Origin of the sequence: Streptococcus sp. 4155 (genome assembly GCF_013276695.1) — a bacterium.
GTDB lineage: Bacteria > Bacillota > Bacilli > Lactobacillales > Streptococcaceae > Streptococcus > Streptococcus pseudopneumoniae.
This window is the reverse complement of sequence record NZ_VMLM01000055.1, coordinates 1-21360: the sequence shown is the minus strand read 5'-3', so window position 1 is coordinate 21360 and position 21360 is coordinate 1. Positions and strand designations below refer to the sequence as shown.

Below are 21360 nucleotides of genomic sequence, written 5' to 3'. Positions count from 1 at the left end.
CACTCCTCCGTTTTTTAAATGTACTATTTATAATATAATTGCAAACCTTTTCAATTGGCTCTTTAGGTATTTTTGTGATATTTTTAACTTTTTTATTTACCGGTAAAGCAATGTAGATAAAAAAGCAGAAGCTAGCCTCTAACTTCTGCCTTCTCTCTTATGACTCATCTCCAATTTTTCTGATACCTGCAACAAAAATCGAAGATAATAATAATTGGGTAACACTCAACTGATCAAATCCAAAAATGTAATGTGCTAGCAAATGAAATAAGAAAACAAACAAAAACAAAGATAATAAAATCTTACACATAGATTTAAGCCCAGAAATTAATCCGTCCATTATTTGGATATACATCCCTAGCATCAACCCATTGAGCTACCGCATAACCTACATTGTAGAAAATGTTAATATAATCAAATATACGTTCAAGAAGTTCAGATAACCGATTGCTATAAATGCCTAAACGAATAGCAGCTTTTTTAGCTACCCTACTTAAAGTAGCTTTAGCAACTGCCAATCCTTTTTTCTTTACCAAATTACCAATGCCTGCCACACCACCGGAAATAGCAGTAGCAATTAGATTTTCTACTTTTTTAAACTTTTTTCATTTTTTCAAGTACAGTTTTTCAAATTATAGTAAAAAGAGCCAGAATTGTACTGACTCTTCTATTGCTCATTAAACTTAGAAGCACGTTCTTCTCCCCACCAATAGGGCATTAGTTCTGCGACTTTCACTGTTTTTCTTGTATCATAGTCCATCATGACTTCTGCATCTTTATTTTCAGCATTAAGCTCTAAAAGGAATTCTCTACAAGCACCGCAAGGTATAGCTGAACTTCCACCATAAGGTGGTTTATCTCGAAAGGCTAATACTTTTTTAACCTTAGTTTGTCCTGAAAATTGGTACATATTGAAGAGAGCCGCCCGCTCTGCACAGAGATGGAAAACACCACAGGTTCCCTCCATACAGAATCCTGTAAATATTTGTCCATCTTCTGCTTCTACTGCAGCTACAACATGATTGGCATAAACAAAGTCTGATACTTCATGTGGATTGTATAGTTTCTGTGCTTCTTCGTACATCTTTTCCCAGATGTCCATTATTACATCCTTCTTATTTAGAGATTTCTTTTAACATATTTTCGATATGCTGGATTGATTTTTCACGACCTAACAAGAAGATAGTATCTGGCAATTCTGGTCCATGCATTTCACCTGAAACAGCGATACGAATAGGCATGAAAAGATTTTTCCCTTTAATACCTGTTTCTTTTTGGACTGCTTTAATTTGTGGGAAGATATTCTCTGTTACAAATTCATCATCTGTCATCGCTTCAAGTTTTGCTTTGAAGGCTTCAAGAACTGTTGGGACTGTTTCACCCGCCATGACTTCGCGCTCTGCTTCTGTCAATTCTGGGAAATCTGAGAAGAAGAGATCTGTCAATGGGATAATCTCATCTACTGATTTCATTTGTGGTTTATAGAGCTCAACTAATTTTTCAGCTTTGTCAGTCAATCGACCTGCTTCCTCTAAGAATGGTTTTGCCATTTCAAAGATAGTTTCTAGGTCTGCATTCTTGATATAATCATTGCTCATCCAGTCGAGTTTCTTCTGATCAAAGGCTGCTGGAGACTTGCTCAGGCGGTTTTCATCGAAAAGTTTAATCAATTCTTCACGAGAGAAAATCTCATCTTCGCCACCTGGGTTCCAACCAAGAAGGGCGATAAAGTTAAAGACTGCTTCTGGAAGGTAACCTTTCTTTCGATAATCTTCGATAAATTGAAGTGTATTAGTATCACGTTTAGATAACTTCTTACCAGTCTCAGAGTTGATAATCAAGGTCATGTGACCGAACTCTGGAGCTTCCCAACCAAGTGCTTCATAAACCATGAGCTGTTTTGGTGTATTAGCAATATGATCATCTCCACGGATAACGTGAGAGATTTGCATATCGTGGTCATCGATAACAACAGCAAAGTTGTAAGTTGGGTAACCGTCTTTCTTTTGGATAACCCAGTCACCACCGATATTGCCACCTTCAAATTCGATATCACCTTTGACCATATCATGCCACTTGTAGATACCTGACTCATTGACAGCCAAACGAACAGTTGGGATGATCCCTGCTGCTTCACGTTCTGCGATGTAAGCTGCTTTTTCTTCTTCACTCATACCAAGGTATTCATTGATGTAGCGTGGTGTTTCGCCAGCTGCTTCTTGGCGTTCGCGTTCAGCTGCCAACTCTTCTTCTGTAACATAAGATTTGTAGGCTTTTCCTTCAGCTAGCAATTGGTCGATGTATTTTTGATACAAGTCCAAACGTTCAGACTGGCGGTAATTTTCATGTGTTTCTGGGCTTTCATCCCAATCCATGCCTAACCAACGAAGGTTTTCAAGCTGTGAACGTTCTCCATCCTCGACATGACGTTTACGGTCAGTATCTTCGATACGAATGATAAAAGTTCCACCATGATGACGTGCGTAAAGGTAGTTGAACAATGCTGTACGGGCATTCCCGATGTGTAGTAGTCCTGTTGGACTTGGTGCGTAACGTACGCGGATATCTTTTGACATAGTTTCTCCTATAAAGTCTCTAGGCGTCTGCCTTTTTGCTCTCTATATTATATCACAAGTCTTGGCTGAGTCCAATTTCTATGGATAAAGAGAGTAAAAAGAGTGGACAAACCACTCTTTTCTTCTATTATAGACGTGCGTTAAGTTCTTTGCTCAATTCTTCAAATCCTGGTTTTCCAAGAAGGGCAAACATGTTACGTTTGTAAGCTTCAACACCTGGTTGGTCAAATGGGTTGATAGCATTCAAGTAACCTGAAAGGGCGATAGCCAATTCGAAGAAGTAGATTGTGTAACCAAGAGTGAAAGCGTCTTGCTCTGGAAGAGTCACATACATGTTTGGTACATCACCATCTGTGTGGGCAAGAAGAACACCATCAGTCGCTTTTTTGTTTACAAAGTCAACGTCTTTTCCTTGAAGGTAACCAAGTCCATCAAGGTCTTCTTCCAAGCTAGGAATAATCACGTTTTTACGAGGTTTGTCAACACGAACAACTGTTTCAAACATGATACGAGTTCCTTCTTGGATGAATTGACCAAGTGAGTGCAAGTCAGTTGAGAAGTTGGCTGAAGTTGGGTAGATACCTTTTTGGTCTTTTCCTTCTGATTCACCAGCCAATTGTTTCCACCATTCTGAGAAGTATTGAAGTGATGGCTCATAGTTTACCAAGATTTCAGTTGCATAGCCTTTACGGTAAAGGATGTTACGAACTGCTGCGTATTGGTAAGCTTCGTTTTCAGAGATTTTATCTGAAGTGTAGTCTTTGCGAGCTGCGTTAGCACCTTCCATAAGGGCTTTGATGTCAGCTCCTGATGCAGCGATTGGAAGCAAACCAACGGCTGTCAATACTGAGAAGCGTCCACCGATGTCATCTGGAACAACAAATGTTTCCCAGCCGTTAGCATCTGCTTCAACCTTAACAGCACCTTTTTGGCGGTCAGTTGTTGCATAGATACGTTTGTTGGCTTCTTCTTGACCGTATTTCTTAACCAAGAGTTCTTTGAAAACACGGAAAGCGATAGCTGGTTCAGTTGTTGTACCTGATTTAGAAATCACGTTTACTGAGAAGTCTTTGTCTGCAACATACTCTACCAAGTCAGCAAGGTAAGTAGATGAGATTGAGTTTCCTGCGTAAAGGATTTGTGGAGCCTTGCGCTCTTCTTTTGTTTGCAAGTTTGCAAAGTGGTGGTTCAAGAAGTCGATTGCTGCTTTGGCACCAAGGTAAGATCCACCGATACCGATCACAACCAAAACATCGCTGTCTGATTTGATTTGCTCAGCAGCTTTCAAGATACGGTCAAATTCTTCACGGTCGTAGTTCTCAGGAAGGTCCAACCATCCCAAGAAGTCGCTACCAGCACCAGTTCCTTTACGGATCAATTCATCTGCTGCTGTTACTTGTGATTGCATGTATTCCACTTCATGTGGTGCAACAAATTTGTCTAAGACTTTTGAATAATCAAATTTAATATGTGACATGTTATTCCTCCAATATTTCTTCTTTTCTATCATAACGCTTACCTTCGTTTTTTTCAAGTTTTTTTGTCAAATTTCTCCAATTTTTATCAGAATTCAAACGTTTGCGTAAAAATGTCATATTCCAAAAATTTTGAAAAAAAAGAAAGAACGACTAGATGTTCCAGTCGTTACAGTTCATTCAATAAATACTCAAATAATTCTAAATTGCCATCTTCTTCATTAACCAGAAACTCTGGATGCCACTGTAAACCGATAATACGGTGTTCGTCGATAGACTCAATCGCTTCAATGGTCTGGTCTCTTGGATCAATAGCAGTTACACGGAAATTAGGTGCCAATTCTTTGATACTCTGACGATGGACGGAGTTGACCTGACTTTCTTTTCCGAATAGCTTGGCAACCACGCTTCCTTCTACTGTCTCAATAGAGTGAGATGTTCCGAAAGGTAGTCCTTGCCAGTGACCTTCGATTTCTTGATTGAGGGTTCCACCAAAGGCAACATTAACAAGTTGGACACCGCGACAGATTGCCATAATTGGTTTATTCTGACGGAGCGCTTCCTTCAAGAGTGCCAATTCAAATTCGTCACGGATCAGATTATAATCATCGCTCTCAATAGTCTTTTTCTCTCCATAAAACTGAGGATGGACATTTTGCCCACCTGTCAAGATGAGCTTGTCAATCATTTCTACATAATCGCGTACAACTGACTCATCACCAACAGGAATGACTAAAGGGAGACCACCGACTTGACGAATGCTCTCTGCGAATCTACAAGATACAGATGAATGAATGTTTTTTCCTTCTGCGTCTACGGGACATAGATTTGCAGCAACTCCTACAACCGTTCTAGTCATGATGTCTCTCCTTTCGAATGTTAATACTCTTCGAAAATCTCTTCAAACCACGTCAGCGTCGCCTTACCGTATATATGTTACTGACNNCAAAGCAGTGCTTTGAGCAACCTACGGCTAGCTTCCTAGTTTGCTCTTTGATTTTCATTGAGTATAACGATAGTCCTATCATATCACTCAAAACGTCTTTCGTCTAATATGTTTTTTTTAAGGCTGTGATAAATATTTTTTATGGACAAGAAAAAGCTGCCCGAATAGGACAACTTTTTTCTTATTCAAAGACAAATTGATTGTGATAGAGTTCTGAGTAGAATCCACCTAGTTTCAGAAGTTCATGGTGGTTACCGCGTTCAATGACTTCTCCATCTTTGAGAACAATAATCTGGTCTGCATTGAGGATGGTCTTCAAACGGTGGGCAATGACAAAACTAGTTCTGCCTGCCACAACCGCCTCCATGGCATGCTGAATCTTACTTTCAGTCACCGTATCTACGTTTGAAGTGGCTTCATCGAGAATGAGGACTTCTGGATCTGTCATCAGGGTTCGAGCGATAGAAATCAATTGTTTCTGTCCAGTCGAAAAGATGCTCTGCTCATCATCTATAAGAGTATCGTATTTGTCAGGTAAACTTTCGATATAGTCGTGAATATGGGTTGCTTTGGCTGCTGACTCAACCATTTCCTGACTAGCATCTGGCACACCAAAACGGATATTGTCTCGAATGGTTCCACTAAATAAGACTGAATCTTGCAAGACAATTCCCACCTTGCTTCTGAGACTATCTAAATCATAGTCACGGATGTCTTTGCCGTCAAAATAAATCCCACCAGCATCAACATCATAAAAGCGATTGATGAGGTTCATAATAGTCGTTTTCCCTGAACCTGTTGGACCAACAACCGCCGTCATCTGTCCTTTCGGAGCGGAAATGCTGACATCTTTCAAAATAGGTTTATCAGGCAAATACGAGAAATCAATATGACTGATTTCAACACCTTCTTGCAACTGAGTGAAGATTGGAGCCTTTTCAGGTCGGATTTCTTCCTCTGCGTCAAACATTTCCTGAATCCGTTCAGCCCCAGTAAAGGCTAACTGAAGGCTTCCCCAACTAGCTGCAACTTGGATAATAGGCTGGTAGTACTGCTGTGAAAATTGGGCAAACATAACAATCAAACCTAGAGCTGTACTTGTTTCAATAGTCTTATCATTTAAAAGTACAGCTGAACCCGCAAAGATGACGACGGCTGTATTAACCAGACTCATCCCATTCATGACAGGGAACAGAATTCCAGAGAACATTCTTCCTTTAAAGGTTGCCCTGCGCACGCGCTCATTTTGTTCAAGAAATCCTGCCATCATATCCTTTTGAATCCCTTGCACAATGACAGCTTTTTGGCCTGAGATACTCTCATCCATATAGGCGTTGAGCTTCCCTACCTCTTTCTGCTGGAGGTTGGTGTATTTGCGTGCCATTTTCACGATGAAAATCAGCATGAGGAAGGCCACGGGTGTGCTGGCAATGGTGATGAGAGCCAGCGTCACATTTCTCGAAAACATGACAAGAATCAGACCAATGTATAAAACAATATTGCTCATGACCTGAATCAAGCTTTCGTTAAAGGCTTGGAGGATATTATCCAAATCACTGGTAAAACGAGACAAGATATCCCCATCTTGTCGACGGTCAAAGAAAGAAACCGTCAAGCGAGCAAGCTTACCGAAGAGGCCTTTGCGCATCTCGTTGGTCGACTCTGCAATCACGCGCGTCATGAGACACATGTATACCACACTAGAGATAAATAAAACCAAAACTAGCAGGCCAAGATTGACCATGATTCCTGATAGACTTTGCCAAACAAGTTCTGGATTGCCATCTTGATAAGCTTGAACTAAATTAGCTAGCTGCGTCACTGCTTGTCCAGAAAATATCGGAAAGAGAGCTTGGGCAAGAGTAGCCAGAACAATCATCAGGATGACAACTACAAATGATAGCTTATAGACTTTAAAATAATTCCAAAAAAATTGAACTGTCTTCATTTTACTCCTCCTTTCCTTTCTGTGTCTCATAGATTTCACGGTAAACGGCATTGTTGGCAACCAAGTCTGCATGCGTCCCTTGACCAATCAATCGTCCTTGATCCAGAACCAAGATTTTATCTGCATGAACAACCGAGCTAATCTTTTGAGCGATGATAATGGTTGTTGTTCCCTTCAAGTCCTTATTCAAGGCTTCTTGAACCAGGCGCTCTGACTTGGCATCCAAGGCTGAGGTCGAATCGTCAAAAATCAGAATATGTGGATTGCTGACAATCCCACGCGCAATCGACATCCTTTGCTTTTGCCCACCTGAGAAGTTAGTTCCCCGTTCCTCAACTGGACTTTCAAAGGTTTTCTCCATACGATGAATGAATTCACTGGCTTGGGCAATATTGGCTGCACGCTCCATTTCAAATAGAGTGGCATCTCCTTTACCCTGTCTCAAGTTGTCTGCAATCGTTCCACTGAAGAGAATGGCACGTTGAAGAACGATAGAAACAGTTTTACGCAGGGTTCCTTCACTCACTTCGCGAATATCCTTACCTCCGATTTTGATAGCCCCTTCCTGCGGGTCAAAGAGACGTGGAATCAATTGAGCCAAGGTTGATTTTCCTGCACCAGTGGCTCCAACGACACCAACCATCTGACCAGATTCAATAGTAAAGCTCACATCTTTCAGCATCGGTTCCTTATCCATTGGATAGGTAAAGGTCACATTTTCAAAGCTAAGACTTCCGACCAACTCTTCATCTGGTACATCCTTGAAGGTCATGGCTGGCTCTGCATCAAGAACTTCTCGAATACGACGCATGGAAATCATAGCACGACTGACAGAATTTCCCAAAAATCCAACCATAACAATGGTAAAGATAATCTGGCTTAGGTAATTGACAAAGGAAGCAATGGAACCAACAACAGACGGATTCGACTGAACCATTCCAGCAACCAGCCAAATAGAGAGGAAAACCGCCCCGTAGCCGACCAACATCATAAAGGGTTCCACTACTGAAAAGGCATAACCAATGTAAAGGTTTTGACCGAGAAGTTCGTCTGAAATCTCCGTAAACTTAGCAAATTGCTCTTTTTCTTGGACAAAGGACTTGACCACACGAACGCCACGCAAATTTTCCTTGGCAATGGCATTGATGCGTTCAAGAAGGGTTTGAAACTTGGCAAAACGAGGTCCCATCATTCCCATCATGACAGCAGTCAAACCAAAAATCAAGACTACCATGAGAACAATCACCCACCACAGAGAAGGAAGGGTTTGAACCGCCAGGATAAACGAACCGATGAACAAGAGGGGGAGTCTGAAAAGAATTTGGAAGGTCATCATGACGACGTTCTGAATCTGGTTGATGTCATTTGTCATGCGAACAACTAGATTTCCCGCATTAAATTGTTCAATATTGGCATAAGAAAAGGTTTGGATTTTACGGAAGGCATCCTCCCGAAGGTCTGATGAAACCCCTTGGGCAATATAGGCTGCAAGGATAACATTGAGCCCACCAGCAACCAGACCGACCAAGGCCACACCAATCAACCAAGCCCCTATACTATAAATAGCTTCATATTTTCCAGCAAGGAGGGCGTCTAAGACTTCCTGCAGATAACGCGGTTGCAGAAGTGAACTAGCAACCATCAAGCCCGTCATCAGGAGCGAAGCTAAGGCCTGCCACTTGTAGGTTTTTATTTTCTGAATCAGCATACTTTCTCCTTAAAAAATAGACAAAAGGGAGCGACAATGCGTCAGCTCCTTTTCATTCTGTTTGTGTGATGCTATTCTAGCAAAAAAGTGGGAACTTGTCAAAGAAGTCTCCTTGATATAGCTAGAATGACTAGTAATTTTCTCTTTATAGTTTCTGTTTTAACTCGACCAAGACATTCATAGCCTGCATAGGTGTCATATTGTAAACATCCAGTTTAGCTAATTCTGCTAGGATAGGATGTTCTTCAGCCGTATCAAAGAGTGAAATTTGTTCTGAGACAGTACTTGTTTGTTTCATAGGAGCAGGACTTTCTGTACCCTGATTCTCTAACTGAGTCAAAATCTTATCCGCCCTTGCTAAAAGGTCTGCTGGCAAGCCAGCAATCTTGGCAACATGGATACCGTAGGATTTATCAGCTGGCCCTGGTTCAATCTTGTGAAGGAAGGTGACCTGCCCATCCTGCTCCAAGGTTGCCACGTGGACATTGACCAAGTGTTGTAAACTAGACTCCAGACTAGTCAACTCATGGTAGTGGGTCGCAAAGAGGGTCTTGGCTCCGATATGTTCATGGATGTATTCGATGATGGACTGGGCAAGAGCCATCCCGTCATAAGTTGCAGTTCCACGACCTAACTCATCAAAAAGAATCAAGGAATTCTTTGTTGCATGCGAAATGGCATTGTTGGCCTCCATCATCTCCACCATGAAGGTTGATTGGCCTGAAACCAAATCATCGGCTGCTCCGATACGGGTAAAGATAGCATCAAAAATAGGTAAATGGGCGCTTTCTGCTGGCACATAAGAGCCCAACTGGGCCATTATCGCCGTCATGGCTAACTGACGCATGTAGGTTGACTTCCCGCTCATGTTGGGTCCTGTAATCAGTTGAATACTGGTATCTTCTGCCATCTGAATCGTATTGGGAATATAGGTCTGAGCCCCCATAACCTTTTCAACGACAGCATGGCGCCCTTTCTGGATATCAATTCGCGAATCATCTCCGAATTCAGGTCGAATCAAATGCTGGGTTTCAGCTACAACCGCCAGACTTTGCAAGACATCAACGGTCGCAATTCCTTGAGCTAGAGCCTGCAAACGCTGAATGTACTTGCCGACCTCTTCACGAATGCGCATAAAAATTTCGTACTCTAGGTTAGCTGACTTCTCACGCGCCTCCAACATGTCGCCTTCGATACGAGCTAATTCCTCGGTACCGAAGCGTTCTGAGTTTTTCAGCGTCGCCTTGCGGAAAAAGTGAGCAGGCACATTTCCCAGTTGTGAATTGGTCACATGGAAATAGTAGCCATCCTTTTTATTATAGTCAATCTTGAGCGTACTGATACCAGAGTTTTCGCGTTCCTTAGCCTCAATCTCAGCAATCCAGCCAGTCCCTTCTCTGAGAACGCGACGGTACTTGTCTAAAGTCTCATCAAATCCAGTTCGGATAATACCACCTTCTGTAATCACATGAGGAGCTTCAGGAGCAATCGCTGCGCTAATCAAACTCTCCAACTCAGGAATTCCATCCAGTTGTGCGATGAGATAGGCTAGAGCAGGTTGCTCCATCCCTTCTAAAATCGCACGAATCCGTGGCACACTAGACAAGGTAGTCGCCAACTGCAAGAGATCCTTGGGATTGGTCTTGCCAAAAGAAACACGACTAGCCAAGCGCTCAATGTCATAAACACCCTTGAGACTGTCTGTCAAATCACTACGCTCAAAGAAGTGGTCAAGAAAGACCTGCACCACTTCTTGACGTTGGACGATTCGTTCCTTATCAATCAAAGGACGATGAATCCAAGAACGCAAGAGACGCATCCCCATAGCCGTTTTGGTTTCATCCAAAAGCCAGAAAAGACTGCCTTGCTTCTTGCCTGAACGAGCATTCTCAACCAAATCCAGACTAGCCTTGGTCGCATAATCCATCTGCAAGAAATCTTTGATTTCATAGCGGATAACAGGCTTGAGGTGGTTCAATTCCCTCATCTGAGTCCGATGAACATACTGGAGCAATTTACTAGATGCCGCTTGCTCCACAGCTGCCAATCGTGAATCCAGTAAATGAAGGTCTTCAAAGCCTTCTTTTTCATAGGAAAGTACCAGATTCATCTGACGACTAAGGATTTGTTCCTCTTCCTCAGACAAGTCATAGCCCAGCACCACTTCTCGAGCCTTGAGATTACGGATTTCCCCACAAACCAGCGTGAAATCCAAAAGACCTGTCACATAAAAGTCACCCGTCACCAGGTCCATATAAGCTAGGCCAAATTGATTGCCAGCACGGTCTATGGCAACCAAAAAATTATTCTGACTGTTCGGCTTACTGCTATCGACCACTGTCCCTGGCGTAATGACCTGAACAACCTCTCGTTTCACAACCCCAACTGCTTGTTTAGGATCTTCCATCTGCTCTGCGATAGCCACCTTATAGCCCTGCTCAATCAAGACATCGATATACTGTTGGGCAGAATGATAGGGGACACCCGCCATAGGAATCGGATTGTCGGCATTCTTGTTGCGACTCGTTAAGGAAATTTCCAGAATCTGCGCAGCATTGACCGCATCCTCATAAAATAATTCATAAAAATCACCCATCCGAAAGAGCAAAAACGCATCTGGATATTGCTTTTTAATCTCCACATACTGTTGCATGCCAGGTGATAGCTTTTCTGTCGCCATTGTCCGTCTCTCCTTGTCAAAAATAAGTCTTGAGAGCAACTCTCAAGACCTTACTTATCTTTCATCAAATCTAGCAAACGATCTTCCATGAGTTTGGCAACGTGCTGGTCTCGACAAATGACCAATAAGGTATTGGCACCAGCAACTGTTCCTAAAATCCATTCATCCTTGTTTGCATCTACAATATTTGCCAAAACAGAAGCTTCTCCCAGTTTGGTATGAAGCACCAAGGTAAACTCTGCTCTTGCAACACCTTCTAAATGATGAGACAAAAATTCCACCAAATCAATCTTTTCTGTCTCATTTGCTAGTACATAATACACCATATCATTTTTCTTGACCTTGGTCAAGCCGATTTCGCGCAAATCACGAGACAGGGTTGTCTGCGTCACAAAAACATTGTGCGCCTCCAACCGATCTTGAATTTCTTTTTGTGTACTTAATTTTTCCTCAGTAATCATTTTTTTTATTAACTGATGACGATCTCTTTTTCTCATAAAATCCTCTTATGTGAATATTTATAACTATTTTTATAACTATATTATACCAAAAAAACGGGAGATTTCAAAAATTTTTTCTTCTTTCTTTAAAATTGTGATAAAATAGTAGAAAAGTCCAAAAAGGAGCTCTTAATGAATACAAAAGAATTGATTGCTAGCGAATTGGCTAGCGTCATTGATAGCCTGGACCAAGAGGCTATTTTAAATTTACTGGAAACCCCTAAAAACTCAGAAATGGGAGACATTGCTTTCCCTGCTTTTTCTCTTGCAAAAGTCGAACGTAAAGCACCTCAAATGATCGCGGCTGAACTGGCTGAAAAAATTAACAGCCAATCCTTTGAAAAGGTTGTTGCAACAGGACCTTACGTCAACTTTTTCCTTGATAAATCTGCCATTTCTGCTCAAGTATTGCAAGCTGTTATCACTGAAAAAGAACACTATGCTGACCAAACTATTGGCAAACAAGAAAATGTTGTTATCGATATGTCTAGTCCCAATATCGCTAAACCATTTTCTATTGGTCACCTGCGCTCAACTGTCATCGGAGATAGCTTATCACATATTTTCCAAAAAATCGGTTATCAAACAGTCAAGGTCAACCACTTGGGAGACTGGGGTAAACAGTTTGGGATGTTGATTGTTGCCTACAAAAAATGGGGCGACGAAGAAGCTGTAAAAGCTCATCCAATTGATGAACTTCTTAAACTCTATGTCCGCATCAATGCTGAGGCTGAAAATGACCCTAGCTTGGATGAAGAAGCACGCGAATGGTTCCGTAAACTGGAAAATGGAGATGAGGAAGCCCTCGCTCTCTGGCAATGGTTCCGTGATGAAAGTTTGGTGGAATTTAACCGCCTTTACAATGAATTGCAGGTTGATTTTGACAGCTATAACGGAGAAGCCTTCTACAACGATAAGATGGATGCAGTTGTAGACATTCTTTCTGAAAAAGGCCTTCTTGTTGAATCAGAAGGTGCCCAAGTTGTGAATCTTGAGAAATATGGAATTGAGCATCCAGCCCTTATCAAAAAATCTGATGGTGCAACTCTCTATATCACACGTGACTTGGCTGCAGCCCTTTACCGTAAAAACGAATACCAATTTGCTAAATCTATCTACGTCGTTGGTCAAGAGCAATCTGCCCACTTTAAACAGCTCAAAGCTGTCTTGCAAGAGATGGGCTACGATTGGAGTGACGACATTACTCATGTTCCTTTTGGTTTGGTTACAAAAGAAGGGAAAAAACTCTCTACCCGTAAAGGGAATGTCATCTTGCTAGAGCCCACTGTTGCAGAGGCTATTAGTCGTGCAAAAGCCCAAATTGAAGCTAAAAATCCTGAACTTGAAAATAAAGATCAGGTAGCACATGCTGTTGGGGTTGGAGCCATTAAGTTCTATGACCTCAAGACTGACCGTACAAACGGATATGACTTCGACTTAGAGGCCATGGTATCCTTCGAGGGTGAAACTGGACCTTATGTTCAATACGCCTACGCTCGTATCCAATCGATCTTACGCAAAGCGGATTTCAAACCAGAAACAGCTGGCAACTATAGCTTGAATGATGCTGAAAGCTGGGAAATCATTAAACTCATTCAAGACTTCCCACGTATTATCAACCGTGCGGCAGATAACTTTGAACCTTCTATCATTGCTAAATTTGCAATTAACCTAGCTCAATCCTTTAACAAATACTATGCACATACACGTATCTTGGATGAAAGCCCAGAACGCGACAGCCGTCTAGCCCTCAGCTACGCAACCGCAGTCGTTCTCAAAGAAGCCCTTCGCTTGCTTGGAGTAGAAGCGCCAGAGAAGATGTAAATCGCCAAAGTTACTTGATTGCAAAGCAATCTAAGTAACTAACGCCAAATCCTATTCGGACTTTGGCTAGGCGCTTCACTAGTTTTAGGACATAAATATGATCGATTTATGTTTCTTTACGTCGTAACCAGAGACACTTGCCTAAACGCTTCACTAATTCACCTAACCAAATAATAGACTTCCTGCAAAACTAGAATCCTAGTTCATGATTGATAATACCAGCAATCAAATTCATTCGTAATCCGAAGCGTTTACGATGATTTCGATAGGTTGTTGAAAACATTTTAAACGTTTTTACTTTGGCAAAGATGTTCTCAACCTTGATTCTCTCCTTAGATAGCGCATGGTTACAGGCTTTCTCTTCAGCTGTTAGCGGCTTGAGTTTGCTGGATTTACGTGGAGTTTGTGCTTGAGGATATATCTTCATGATTCCTTGATAACCACTGTCAGCCAAGATTTTACCAGCTTGTCCGATATTTCTGCGACTCATTTTGAACAACTTCATATCATGACAATAGTTCACAGTGATCTCCAAAGAAACAATTCTCCCTTGACTTGTGACAATCGCTTGAGCCTTCATAGCGTGGCATTTCTTTTTACCAGAATCATTCGCTAATTGTTTTTTAAGGCGATTGATTTTTACTTCCGTCGCATCAATCATTACCGTATCCTCAGAACTGAGAGGAGTTCTTGAAGTTGATAAGGATTATGCTCTGGTTTCTTGTCTTGTTGCTCCTGGTTTTGAATTTGAGGATTTTGAATTATTTGAAAGGGTAGATCTACTGGCGACCTATCTAGAGCACAAGGAGATGATTGAGCGTTTGACCAGATCCTAGTCTTGATAAGCAAATTTAATCTGATTTAGCAATGTTCGGATTTCTGATAATTGTGTTATAATGTTACCAATAGGAGATAATAGATGACAAAACAAGTCTTATTAGTGGATGATGAAGAACACATTCTGAGATTGCTTGACTACCATTTAAGTAAGGAAGGCTTTTCTACTCAATTGGTAACAAATGGACGGAAGGCCTTAGCTTTGGCAGAAACAGAACCCTTTGATTTTATCTTGCTTGATATCATGTTACCACAATTAGATGGCATAGAAGTTTGTAAGCGGCTGAGAGCCAAAGGCGTCAAAACTCCAATTATGATGGTTTCTGCGAAAAGTGATGAATTTGATAAGGTTTTGGCCTTGGAATTAGGGGCTGATGACTACCTGACCAAGCCTTTTAGCCCTAGAGAATTGCTGGCGCGTGTCAAGGCTGTCCTCAGGCGAACTAAAGGAGAACAAGAAGGAGATGATTCAGATAATATCGCTGACGATTCTTGGCTATTTGGGACCTTGAAAGTATACCCTGAGCGTCATGAAGTCTACAAGGCGAATAAGTTACTGAGTTTGACCCCAAAAGAATTTGAACTCTTGCTCTATCTTATGAAACATCCCAACATGACACTGACTAGAGAGCGTCTTTTGGAACGTATCTGGGGGTATGACTTTGGGCAGGAAACACGTTTGGTGGACGTTCATATTGGTAAGTTGAGGGAAAAAATTGAAGACAATCCTAAAGCCCCTCAATTTATTCGAACCATTCGGGGTTATGGTTATAAGTTCAAGGAGTTATAGATGAAACGCTACCTTCAATTTTGGCTAGTCAATCTAAGTGTTAGCCTCATTCTGATTGCAGGGATGGCATTAACTTGGATCAGTAAAGGCATCGGTCTCTTTCTTCTAGCCCTTTCTTTGGGACTAGGTAGCTACTGGCTCTTTTGCCTTTGGAAATGGGAAGTTGCTTTTGAGACCTTGCACCAACCTCTCTTGACCAGTAGTGAATACTTTTTAGAAAAAGGGCAAGAAGACTTAAAGTCTTTGGCTCAGTATGTGTCTGGCCTAAAAACCAAAGTCTCCCAACAGGATCAGCAATACAAGGACCTAGCCGAAACAATGGAGGTTCTTCTGTCGCACCTAACCATGGGGACGTTTTTAGTTTCCGCTCAAGGTCAGATGTTATTATCCAGTCGCTCTCTGCCTCATTATTTTCCCGATGTGGACGGCGACATAAGTTCACTTGATGACCTCAAACGGATGGATATTCGGAATTTAGTTCACCAAGCCTTCGATCAAAAAACAAGGTTAAAACAAGAAGTAAGTGGGTTTCATGAGGGTGACCTGATTTTAGAAGTGACAGCAGTTCCCGTTTTTAGCCCCACCCAATCTGTGGAAGCTGTGCTCGTCTTGTTATATGATTTAACAACGATTAGAACTTATGAAAAGTTAAATTTAGCCTTTGTCTCAAATGCCTCCCATGAATTGAGGACACCAGTTACTTCGATTAAGGGCTTTGCTGAAACCATTAAGGAGATGTCAGCTGAAGAAGAAGCGCTCAAGGATGACTTTCTAGACATTATTTACAAAGAAAGCTTGCGTCTTGAGCATATTGTTGAGCATCTTCTTACCTTATCTAAGGCTCAACAAATGCCTATACAATGGACGACCCTTTCTTTGGCAGAATTTGTACAGGATTTGACTCAAAGCGTGCAACCTCAGCTCAAGAAGAAGGATTTACAGCTAAAGGTGCAGGTGCCAGATGATATCACCCTCGTATCAGATAGTCAATTACTTTCCCAAATCTTACTCAATCTTTTAACCAATGCCATCCGTTACACTGAACAAGGGGGAAAAATTGAGGTCAAGACCCAAAAGGTGAACGAAGGCATTAAGATTTCTGTGTCAGATACAGGGATTGGTATTAGTCAATTAGAGCAGGATCGTATTTTTGAACGTTTTTACCGAGTTAATAAAGGTCGAAGCAGACAAACTGGTGGCACTGGTCTTGGCCTTGCTATTGTCAAAGAACTTAGTCAATTATTAGGTGGCCAAGTCACGGTGACGAGTCAGCTTGGCAGAGGCAGTTGCTTCACGATTTTTCTTCCTAACCAATCTTTCGCACAGGACTAATAATTTTTAAAGCTATTTTTAGGAGCAGCCACTTTTCAAAAGTGGCTTTTTTTGATTCTTTACACAATCTTTACATGAATCAGGGATAAACCTTTACAAAGACTTGTTAGACTATAAGTGTAGTAATCCTACACAAGAAAAATACATAGAAATAAAGGTGATTATTATGAAATTCAAAAAAATGCTTACTCTTGCAGCCATTGGCTTATCAGGATTTGGGCTTGTTGCCTGTGGCAATCAGTCATCTGCTTCCAAACAGTCAGCTTCAGAAACGATTGAGGTGATTTCACGAGAAAATGGCTCTGGAACACGGGGTGCCTTCACAGAAATCACAGGGATTCTCAAAAAAGACGGTGATAAAAAAATTGACAACACTGCCAAAACAGCTGTGATTCAAAATAGCACAGAAGGTGTTCTCTCAGCAGTTCAAGGGAATGCTAATGCTATCGGCTACATCTCCTTGGGATCTTTAACGAAATCTGTCAAGGCTTTAGAGATTGATGGTATCAAGGCTAGTCGAGACACAGTTTTAGATGGTAAATACCCTCTTCAACGTCCCTTCAACATTGTTTGGTCTTCTAATCTTTCCAAGCTAGGTCAAGATTTTATCAGCTTTATCCACTCCAAACAAGGTCAACAAGTGGTCACAGATAATAAATTTATTGAAGCTAAAACCGAAACCACAGAATATACAAGCCAACACTTATCAGGCAAGTTGTCTGTTGTAGGTTCCACTTCAGTATCTTCTTTAATGGAAAAATTAGCAGAAGCTTATAAAAAAGAAAATCCCGAAGTTACGATTGATATTACCTCTAATGGGTCTTCAGCAGGTATTACCGCTGCTAAGGAGAAAACCGCTGATATTGGTATGGTTTCTAGGGAATTAACTCCTGAAGAAGGTGAGAGTCTCAGCCATGATGCTATTGCTTTAGACGGTATTGCTGTTGTGGTCAATAATGACAATAAGGCAAGCCAAGTCAGTATGGCTAAACTTGCAGACGTTTTTAGTGGCAAATTAACCACCTGGGACAAAATTAAATAAAATGTTTGCTCCATAAATCTCTAAAGAGATGCAGACGTTTCATCGTACAATAAGATAAAGAAGGCAAGTAGGGAGGTGTCGCATCTCCCTTACTTTCTTCACTAGAAAGGACAAAATGTGACAAAACAAGCCTTCAAGGAAGCAGTTTTTAGGGCAATTTTTTTCATGAGTGCAGCAGTAGCTGTTGTAGCTATTTTGCTAATCTGTTTCTTTATTTTTAGTAATGGCTTGCCTTTCATGGCTAACTACGGCTTTACCCGTTTTTTATTAGGCAGTGATTGGTCGCCAACGAACAATCCGGCAAGCTATGGTATTTTACCAATGATTGTTGGTTCCTTATTAATTACCTTAGGAGCGATTGTGATTGGGGTGCCAACAGGCATCTTGACATCGGTGTTTATGGTTTATTATTGTCCAAAGCCCGTCTATGGCTTCTTAAAATCAGCTATCAACTTGATGGCGGCCATTCCATCTATTGTTTATGGTTTTTTCGGCCTACAATTATTGGTGCCTTGGATTAGAAGCTTTTTAGGAAATGGCATGAGTGTCCTAACCGCTTCGTTACTATTAGGAATAATGATTTTGCCAACCATTATCAGTTTGTCAGAATCTGCTATCCGAACAATTCCCAAAACGTATTATTCTGGTAGCTTGGCTCTAGGAGCTAGTCATGAACGGAGTATTTTTAGTGTCATCTTGCCAGCTGCGAGATCTGGTATTTTATCAGCAGTTATTTTAGGAATCGGTCGCGCAGTAGGCGAAACCATGGCAGTTATTTTGGTGGCAGGCAACCAGCCGATTATTCCAAGTGGACTCTTTTCAGGAACCAGAACCTTAACAACCAATATTGTTCTGGAAATGGCTTACGCATCAGGTCAGCATAGGGAAGCCCTTATTGCAACCTCAGCAGTTCTCTTTTTCCTTATTCTCTTGATTAATGCCTACTTTGCCTACTTGAAAGGAAAATCATCTTATGAGTAAATACCTGCTAAAACTTCTCGTTTATTGTTTTTCAGCTTTAACCTTTGGCTCTCTCTTTTTAATCATTGGTTTTATCCTCATCAAAGGCTTACCTCATCTAAGTCTATCCCTCTTTTCTTGGACTTATACTTCTGAGAACATTTCCCTTATGCCAGCGATTATTTCCACCGTTATTCTGGTCTTTGGTGCTCTTCTTTTAGCCTTGCCCATAGGGATTTTTGCTGGTTTTTATCTTGTGGAATATACAAAAAAAGATTCCCTTTGTGTTAAAATCATGCGATTGGCCTCAGATACCTTGTCTGGGATTCCTTCCATTGTTTTTGGTCTGTTTGGCATGCTCTTCTTTGTAGTCTTCTTAGGTTTTCAATACTCTCTGTTATCAGGAATCTTAACCTCAGTCATCATGGTGTTGCCAGTCATTATTCGCTCAACAGAAGAAGCCCTTTTATCTGTTAGTGATAGCATGCGTCAAGCAAGTTATGGACTTGGGGCAGGTAAGTTACGGACTGTTTTTAGAATTGTTCTACCAGTTGCCATGCCAGGTATTTTAGCTGGAGTGATACTAGCTATTGGCCGTATCGTTGGTGAGACAGCTGCCCTCATGTATACATTAGGTACCTCTACCAATACGCCAAGTAGTCTCATGTCTTCAGGTCGTTCTCTAGCCCTGCATATGTATATGCTGTCAAGTGAGGGGCTACATGTCAATGAAGCCTATGCTACCGGTGTGATTTTGATTATTACTGTTTTAATGATAAATACTCTATCAAGCTTATTATCTCGAAAACTTGTGAAAGGAGCTTCCTAGTATGGGAACATTTTCAGTCAGACACCTAGACTTATTTTACGGGGACTTTCAAGCCTTAAAAAATATTTCGATTCAATTACCAGAAAGACAGATTACTGCCTTGATAGGCCCATCTGGTTGTGGTAAATCAACTTTTCTAAAAACCCTTAATCGGATGAACGATTTGGTTCCTTCTTGCCATATTGAAGGCCAAGTCCTCTTAGATGAGCAAGATATTTATAGTAGCAAATTCAACCTTAATCAGCTACGTAAGCGTGTAGGGATGGTTTTTCAACAGCCTAATCCCTTTGCCATGTCTATCTATGATAACGTGGCTTATGGCCCAAGGACACATGGTATTCGAGACAAAAAACAATTAGATGCCTTAGTGGAAAAATCTTTAAAAGGGGCAGCCATTTGGGACGAAGTCAAAGATAATCTTAAAAAGAGTGCCATGTCCTTATCAGGCGGTCAGCAGCAACGCCTTTGCATTGCGCGAGCTTTAGCAGTAGAACCTGATATTCTGTTAATGGATGAGCCGACTTCAGCCTTAGACCCTATCTCCACTTTAAAAATTGAAGACCTCATTCAGCAACTAAAAAAGGATTATACGATTATCATTGTTACCCATAACATGCAACAAGCTTCACGTATTTCAGATAAAACTGCTTTTTTCTTAACAGGAGAAATTTGCGAATTTGGAGATACCGTTGACGTGTTTACCAATCCAAAAGATCAGCGCACAGAAGACTATATTTCAGGACGGTTCGGATAAGGAAGGAAAAACCTATGAGAAATCAATTTGATTTAGAATTGCATGAATTAGAACAATCCTTTTTAGGACTAGGACAACTTGTCCTTGAAACAGCTTCAAAAACCTTACTGGCCTTAGCCTCCAAAGACAAGGAGATGGCAGAGCTAATTATCAATAAGGATCATGCTATCAACCAAGGTCAAAGCGCTATCGAATTGACCTGTGCCCGTTTGTTGGCCTTGCAGCAGCCACAAGTGTCTGACCTTCGATTTGTGATTAGCATCATGTCTTCTTGTTCAGACCTTGAACGTATGGGAGACCATATGGCAGGCATTGCCAAAGCTGTTTTGCAACTAAAAGAAAATCAACTAGCCCCTGACGAAGAACAGTTACACCAAATGGGTAAATTATCCCTCAGCATGCTAGCCGATTTATTGGTTGCCTTTCCTTTGCACCAAGCCTCAAAAGCTATTAGTATTGCTCAAAAAGATGAACAGATTGACCAATATTATTATGCCTTATCAAAGGAAATCATTGGACTTATGAAAGACCAAGAAACCTCAATTCCCAATGGAACTCAATACCTTTATATCATAGGGCATCTGGAACGCTTCGCTGATTACATTGCTAACATTTGTGAACGCCTAGTCTACCTAGAAACAGGAGAACTAGTGGATTTGAATTAATTCAACTAATCCTTAAAAGAGAAGAGTACGATTAAGTGCTCTTTTTTATGGTTGTAAAAAAGTTCATTTGACCAATTTAAGCAGTGTAGATAGTGAGGAGCTGTTTCAATTCTATCGTGAACGAGGGAATGCTGAAAACTTTATCAAAGAAAGGAAAGCAGGATTCTTTGGGGATAAGACAGATAGTTCGACCATGGTTAAGAATGAAGTACGTATGATGATGGGCTATCTGGCTTATAATCTCTACCTCTTTTTAAAGCAGCTAGCTGGTGATGAAGTAAAGGCCTTGACTATCAAGCGTTTTCGACCTCTCTTCCTTCATATTGCCGGAAAATATGTCTCTACTGCTAGACGACATATTCTCAAATTCTCAAGTCTATACGCCTATTCAAAACAATTTCAAGCCTTATTTGATACAATCTGCCAGATAAATCTGATACTCCCTATTCCATATAGAGCTAGAGGGCAAGATCGGACGTGCGTCGTGTAGTGTA

17 protein-coding genes and 3 pseudogenes are annotated in these 21360 nt (G+C 41.2%); 10 read left to right on the top strand and 10 right to left on the bottom strand.

Annotation, left to right across the window (positions count from 1 at the left end):
* Positions 1-314 precede the first annotated feature (314 nt).
* The 9 genes from HT715_RS07385 to argR all read right to left on the bottom strand — a co-directional run bounded on the left by HT715_RS07385 (position 315) and on the right by argR (position 11830).
* Entirely contained in the window at positions 315-554 is a 240-nt protein-coding gene (locus tag HT715_RS07385; protein ID WP_000907299.1) for a hypothetical protein, read from the bottom strand.
* A gap of 113 nt (positions 555-667) precedes the next feature.
* Entirely contained in the window at positions 668-1102 is a 435-nt protein-coding gene (locus HT715_RS07380; RefSeq protein ID WP_138701461.1) for a cytidine deaminase, read from the bottom strand.
* A gap of 13 nt (positions 1103-1115) precedes the next feature.
* Positions 1116-2576, bottom strand: a complete 1461-nt coding sequence (gene gltX / locus HT715_RS07375; protein WP_000031054.1) for a glutamate--tRNA ligase — start codon at positions 2574-2576, stop codon at positions 1116-1118.
* 127 nt (positions 2577-2703) lie between these two features.
* Positions 2704-4053, bottom strand: a complete 1350-nt coding sequence (locus HT715_RS07370) for a glucose-6-phosphate isomerase (RefSeq protein ID WP_000018268.1) — start codon at positions 4051-4053, stop codon at positions 2704-2706.
* Between the two features lie 167 nt (positions 4054-4220).
* Complete coding sequence (locus HT715_RS07365; protein WP_138701932.1) at positions 4221-4910, bottom strand: gamma-glutamyl-gamma-aminobutyrate hydrolase family protein; 690 nt, start codon at positions 4908-4910, stop codon at positions 4221-4223.
* A 268-nt stretch (positions 4911-5178) separates the two neighbouring features.
* Positions 5179-6945 carry a multidrug efflux ABC transporter subunit PatB gene (gene patB / locus HT715_RS07360; protein WP_172922880.1) on the bottom strand — a complete coding sequence of 589 codons (1767 nt, stop codon included), beginning with the start codon at positions 6943-6945 and terminating at the stop codon, positions 5179-5181.
* A gap of 1 nt (position 6946) precedes the next feature.
* Positions 6947-8653, bottom strand: a complete 1707-nt coding sequence (gene patA, locus HT715_RS07355; RefSeq protein ID WP_138701930.1) for a multidrug efflux ABC transporter subunit PatA — start codon at positions 8651-8653, stop codon at positions 6947-6949.
* A gap of 145 nt (positions 8654-8798) precedes the next feature.
* On the bottom strand, positions 8799-11333 hold the full coding sequence (mutS, locus tag HT715_RS07350) for a DNA mismatch repair protein MutS (RefSeq protein ID WP_172922879.1): 2535 nt from the start codon (positions 11331-11333) through the stop codon (positions 8799-8801).
* Between the two features lie 50 nt (positions 11334-11383).
* Positions 11384-11830 carry an arginine repressor gene (gene argR, locus HT715_RS07345; protein ID WP_001231476.1) on the bottom strand — a complete coding sequence of 149 codons (447 nt, stop codon included), beginning with the start codon at positions 11828-11830 and terminating at the stop codon, positions 11384-11386.
* Between the two features lie 135 nt (positions 11831-11965).
* Here argR and argS point away from each other — a divergent pair, with 135 nt between their 5' ends.
* The gene (argS, locus tag HT715_RS07340; protein ID WP_023935327.1) at positions 11966-13657 is read left to right on the top strand and encodes an arginine--tRNA ligase; all 1692 of its coding nucleotides are present in this window, start codon (positions 11966-11968) and stop codon (positions 13655-13657) included.
* A 190-nt stretch (positions 13658-13847) separates the two neighbouring features.
* Here argS and HT715_RS07335 read toward each other — a convergent pair.
* Positions 13848-14360 (bottom strand): annotated as a pseudogene (locus HT715_RS07335) (transposase); the annotation flags it as partial.
* Here HT715_RS07335 and HT715_RS07330 point away from each other — a divergent pair.
* From HT715_RS07330 to HT715_RS07290, 9 genes and pseudogenes are all read left to right on the top strand, one after another.
* Positions 14353-14493, top strand: a pseudogene (locus tag HT715_RS07330) (cupin domain-containing protein); the annotation flags it as partial. The pseudogenes HT715_RS07335 and HT715_RS07330 sit on opposite strands and share 8 nt — an antisense overlap.
* Positions 14494-14576: 83 nt before the next feature.
* Positions 14577-15284, top strand: coding sequence for a response regulator transcription factor (locus HT715_RS07325; RefSeq protein ID WP_000166478.1), 708 nt, complete (start codon positions 14577-14579; stop codon positions 15282-15284).
* Entirely contained in the window at positions 15285-16616 is a 1332-nt protein-coding gene (locus HT715_RS07320) for an ATP-binding protein (protein ID WP_023935331.1), read from the top strand.
* Positions 16617-16782: 166 nt separating this feature from the next.
* On the top strand, positions 16783-17658 hold the full coding sequence (locus tag HT715_RS07315) for a substrate-binding domain-containing protein (RefSeq protein ID WP_023939915.1): 876 nt from the start codon (positions 16783-16785) through the stop codon (positions 17656-17658).
* 117 nt (positions 17659-17775) lie between these two features.
* Positions 17776-18639 carry a phosphate ABC transporter permease subunit PstC gene (gene pstC, locus HT715_RS07310; protein ID WP_166727422.1) on the top strand — a complete coding sequence of 288 codons (864 nt, stop codon included), beginning with the start codon at positions 17776-17778 and terminating at the stop codon, positions 18637-18639.
* Positions 18632-19447: a phosphate ABC transporter permease PstA gene (gene pstA, locus HT715_RS07305; protein ID WP_000049768.1), complete on the top strand. Its 816-nt coding sequence runs from the start codon at positions 18632-18634 to the stop codon at positions 19445-19447. Before pstC ends, pstA begins: the two co-directional genes overlap by 8 nt.
* A 1-nt stretch (position 19448) precedes the next feature.
* A complete protein-coding gene (gene pstB / locus HT715_RS07300; protein ID WP_000536446.1) occupies positions 19449-20201 on the top strand; it encodes a phosphate ABC transporter ATP-binding protein PstB in 753 nt (250 codons plus the stop codon).
* Positions 20202-20215: 14 nt separating this feature from the next.
* Complete coding sequence (phoU, locus tag HT715_RS07295; protein ID WP_001245788.1) at positions 20216-20866, top strand: phosphate signaling complex protein PhoU; 651 nt, start codon at positions 20216-20218, stop codon at positions 20864-20866.
* A gap of 61 nt (positions 20867-20927) precedes the next feature.
* Positions 20928-21356, top strand: a pseudogene (locus tag HT715_RS07290) (transposase); the annotation flags it as partial.
* Positions 21357-21360: the final 4 nt, after the last annotated feature.

Bases quoted from the DNA above. Each gene is read 5' to 3' on its own strand.
- HT715_RS07380 (WP_138701461.1), bottom strand. From the start codon at position 1,102: ATGGACATCTGGGAAAAGATGTACGAAGAAGCACAGAAACTATACAAT.
- gltX (WP_000031054.1), bottom strand. From the start codon at position 2,576: ATGTCAAAAGATATCCGCGTACGTTACGCACCAAGTCCAACAGGACTA.
- HT715_RS07370 (WP_000018268.1), bottom strand. From the start codon at position 4,053: ATGTCACATATTAAATTTGATTATTCAAAAGTCTTAGACAAATTTGTT.
- HT715_RS07365 (WP_138701932.1), bottom strand. From the start codon at position 4,910: ATGACTAGAACGGTTGTAGGAGTTGCTGCAAATCTATGTCCCGTAGAC.
- patB (WP_172922880.1), bottom strand. From the start codon at position 6,945: ATGAAGACAGTTCAATTTTTTTGGAATTATTTTAAAGTCTATAAGCTA.
- patA (WP_138701930.1), bottom strand. From the start codon at position 8,653: ATGCTGATTCAGAAAATAAAAACCTACAAGTGGCAGGCCTTAGCTTCG.
- mutS (WP_172922879.1), bottom strand. From the start codon at position 11,333: ATGGCGACAGAAAAGCTATCACCTGGCATGCAACAGTATGTGGAGATT.
- argR (WP_001231476.1), bottom strand. From the start codon at position 11,830: ATGAGAAAAAGAGATCGTCATCAGTTAATAAAAAAAATGATTACTGAG.
- argS (WP_023935327.1), top strand. From the start codon at position 11,966: ATGAATACAAAAGAATTGATTGCTAGCGAATTGGCTAGCGTCATTGAT.
- HT715_RS07325 (WP_000166478.1), top strand. From the start codon at position 14,577: ATGACAAAACAAGTCTTATTAGTGGATGATGAAGAACACATTCTGAGA.
- HT715_RS07320 (WP_023935331.1), top strand. From the start codon at position 15,285: ATGAAACGCTACCTTCAATTTTGGCTAGTCAATCTAAGTGTTAGCCTC.
- HT715_RS07315 (WP_023939915.1), top strand. From the start codon at position 16,783: ATGAAATTCAAAAAAATGCTTACTCTTGCAGCCATTGGCTTATCAGGA.
- pstA (WP_000049768.1), top strand. From the start codon at position 18,632: ATGAGTAAATACCTGCTAAAACTTCTCGTTTATTGTTTTTCAGCTTTA.
- pstB (WP_000536446.1), top strand. From the start codon at position 19,449: ATGGGAACATTTTCAGTCAGACACCTAGACTTATTTTACGGGGACTTT.
- phoU (WP_001245788.1), top strand. From the start codon at position 20,216: ATGAGAAATCAATTTGATTTAGAATTGCATGAATTAGAACAATCCTTT.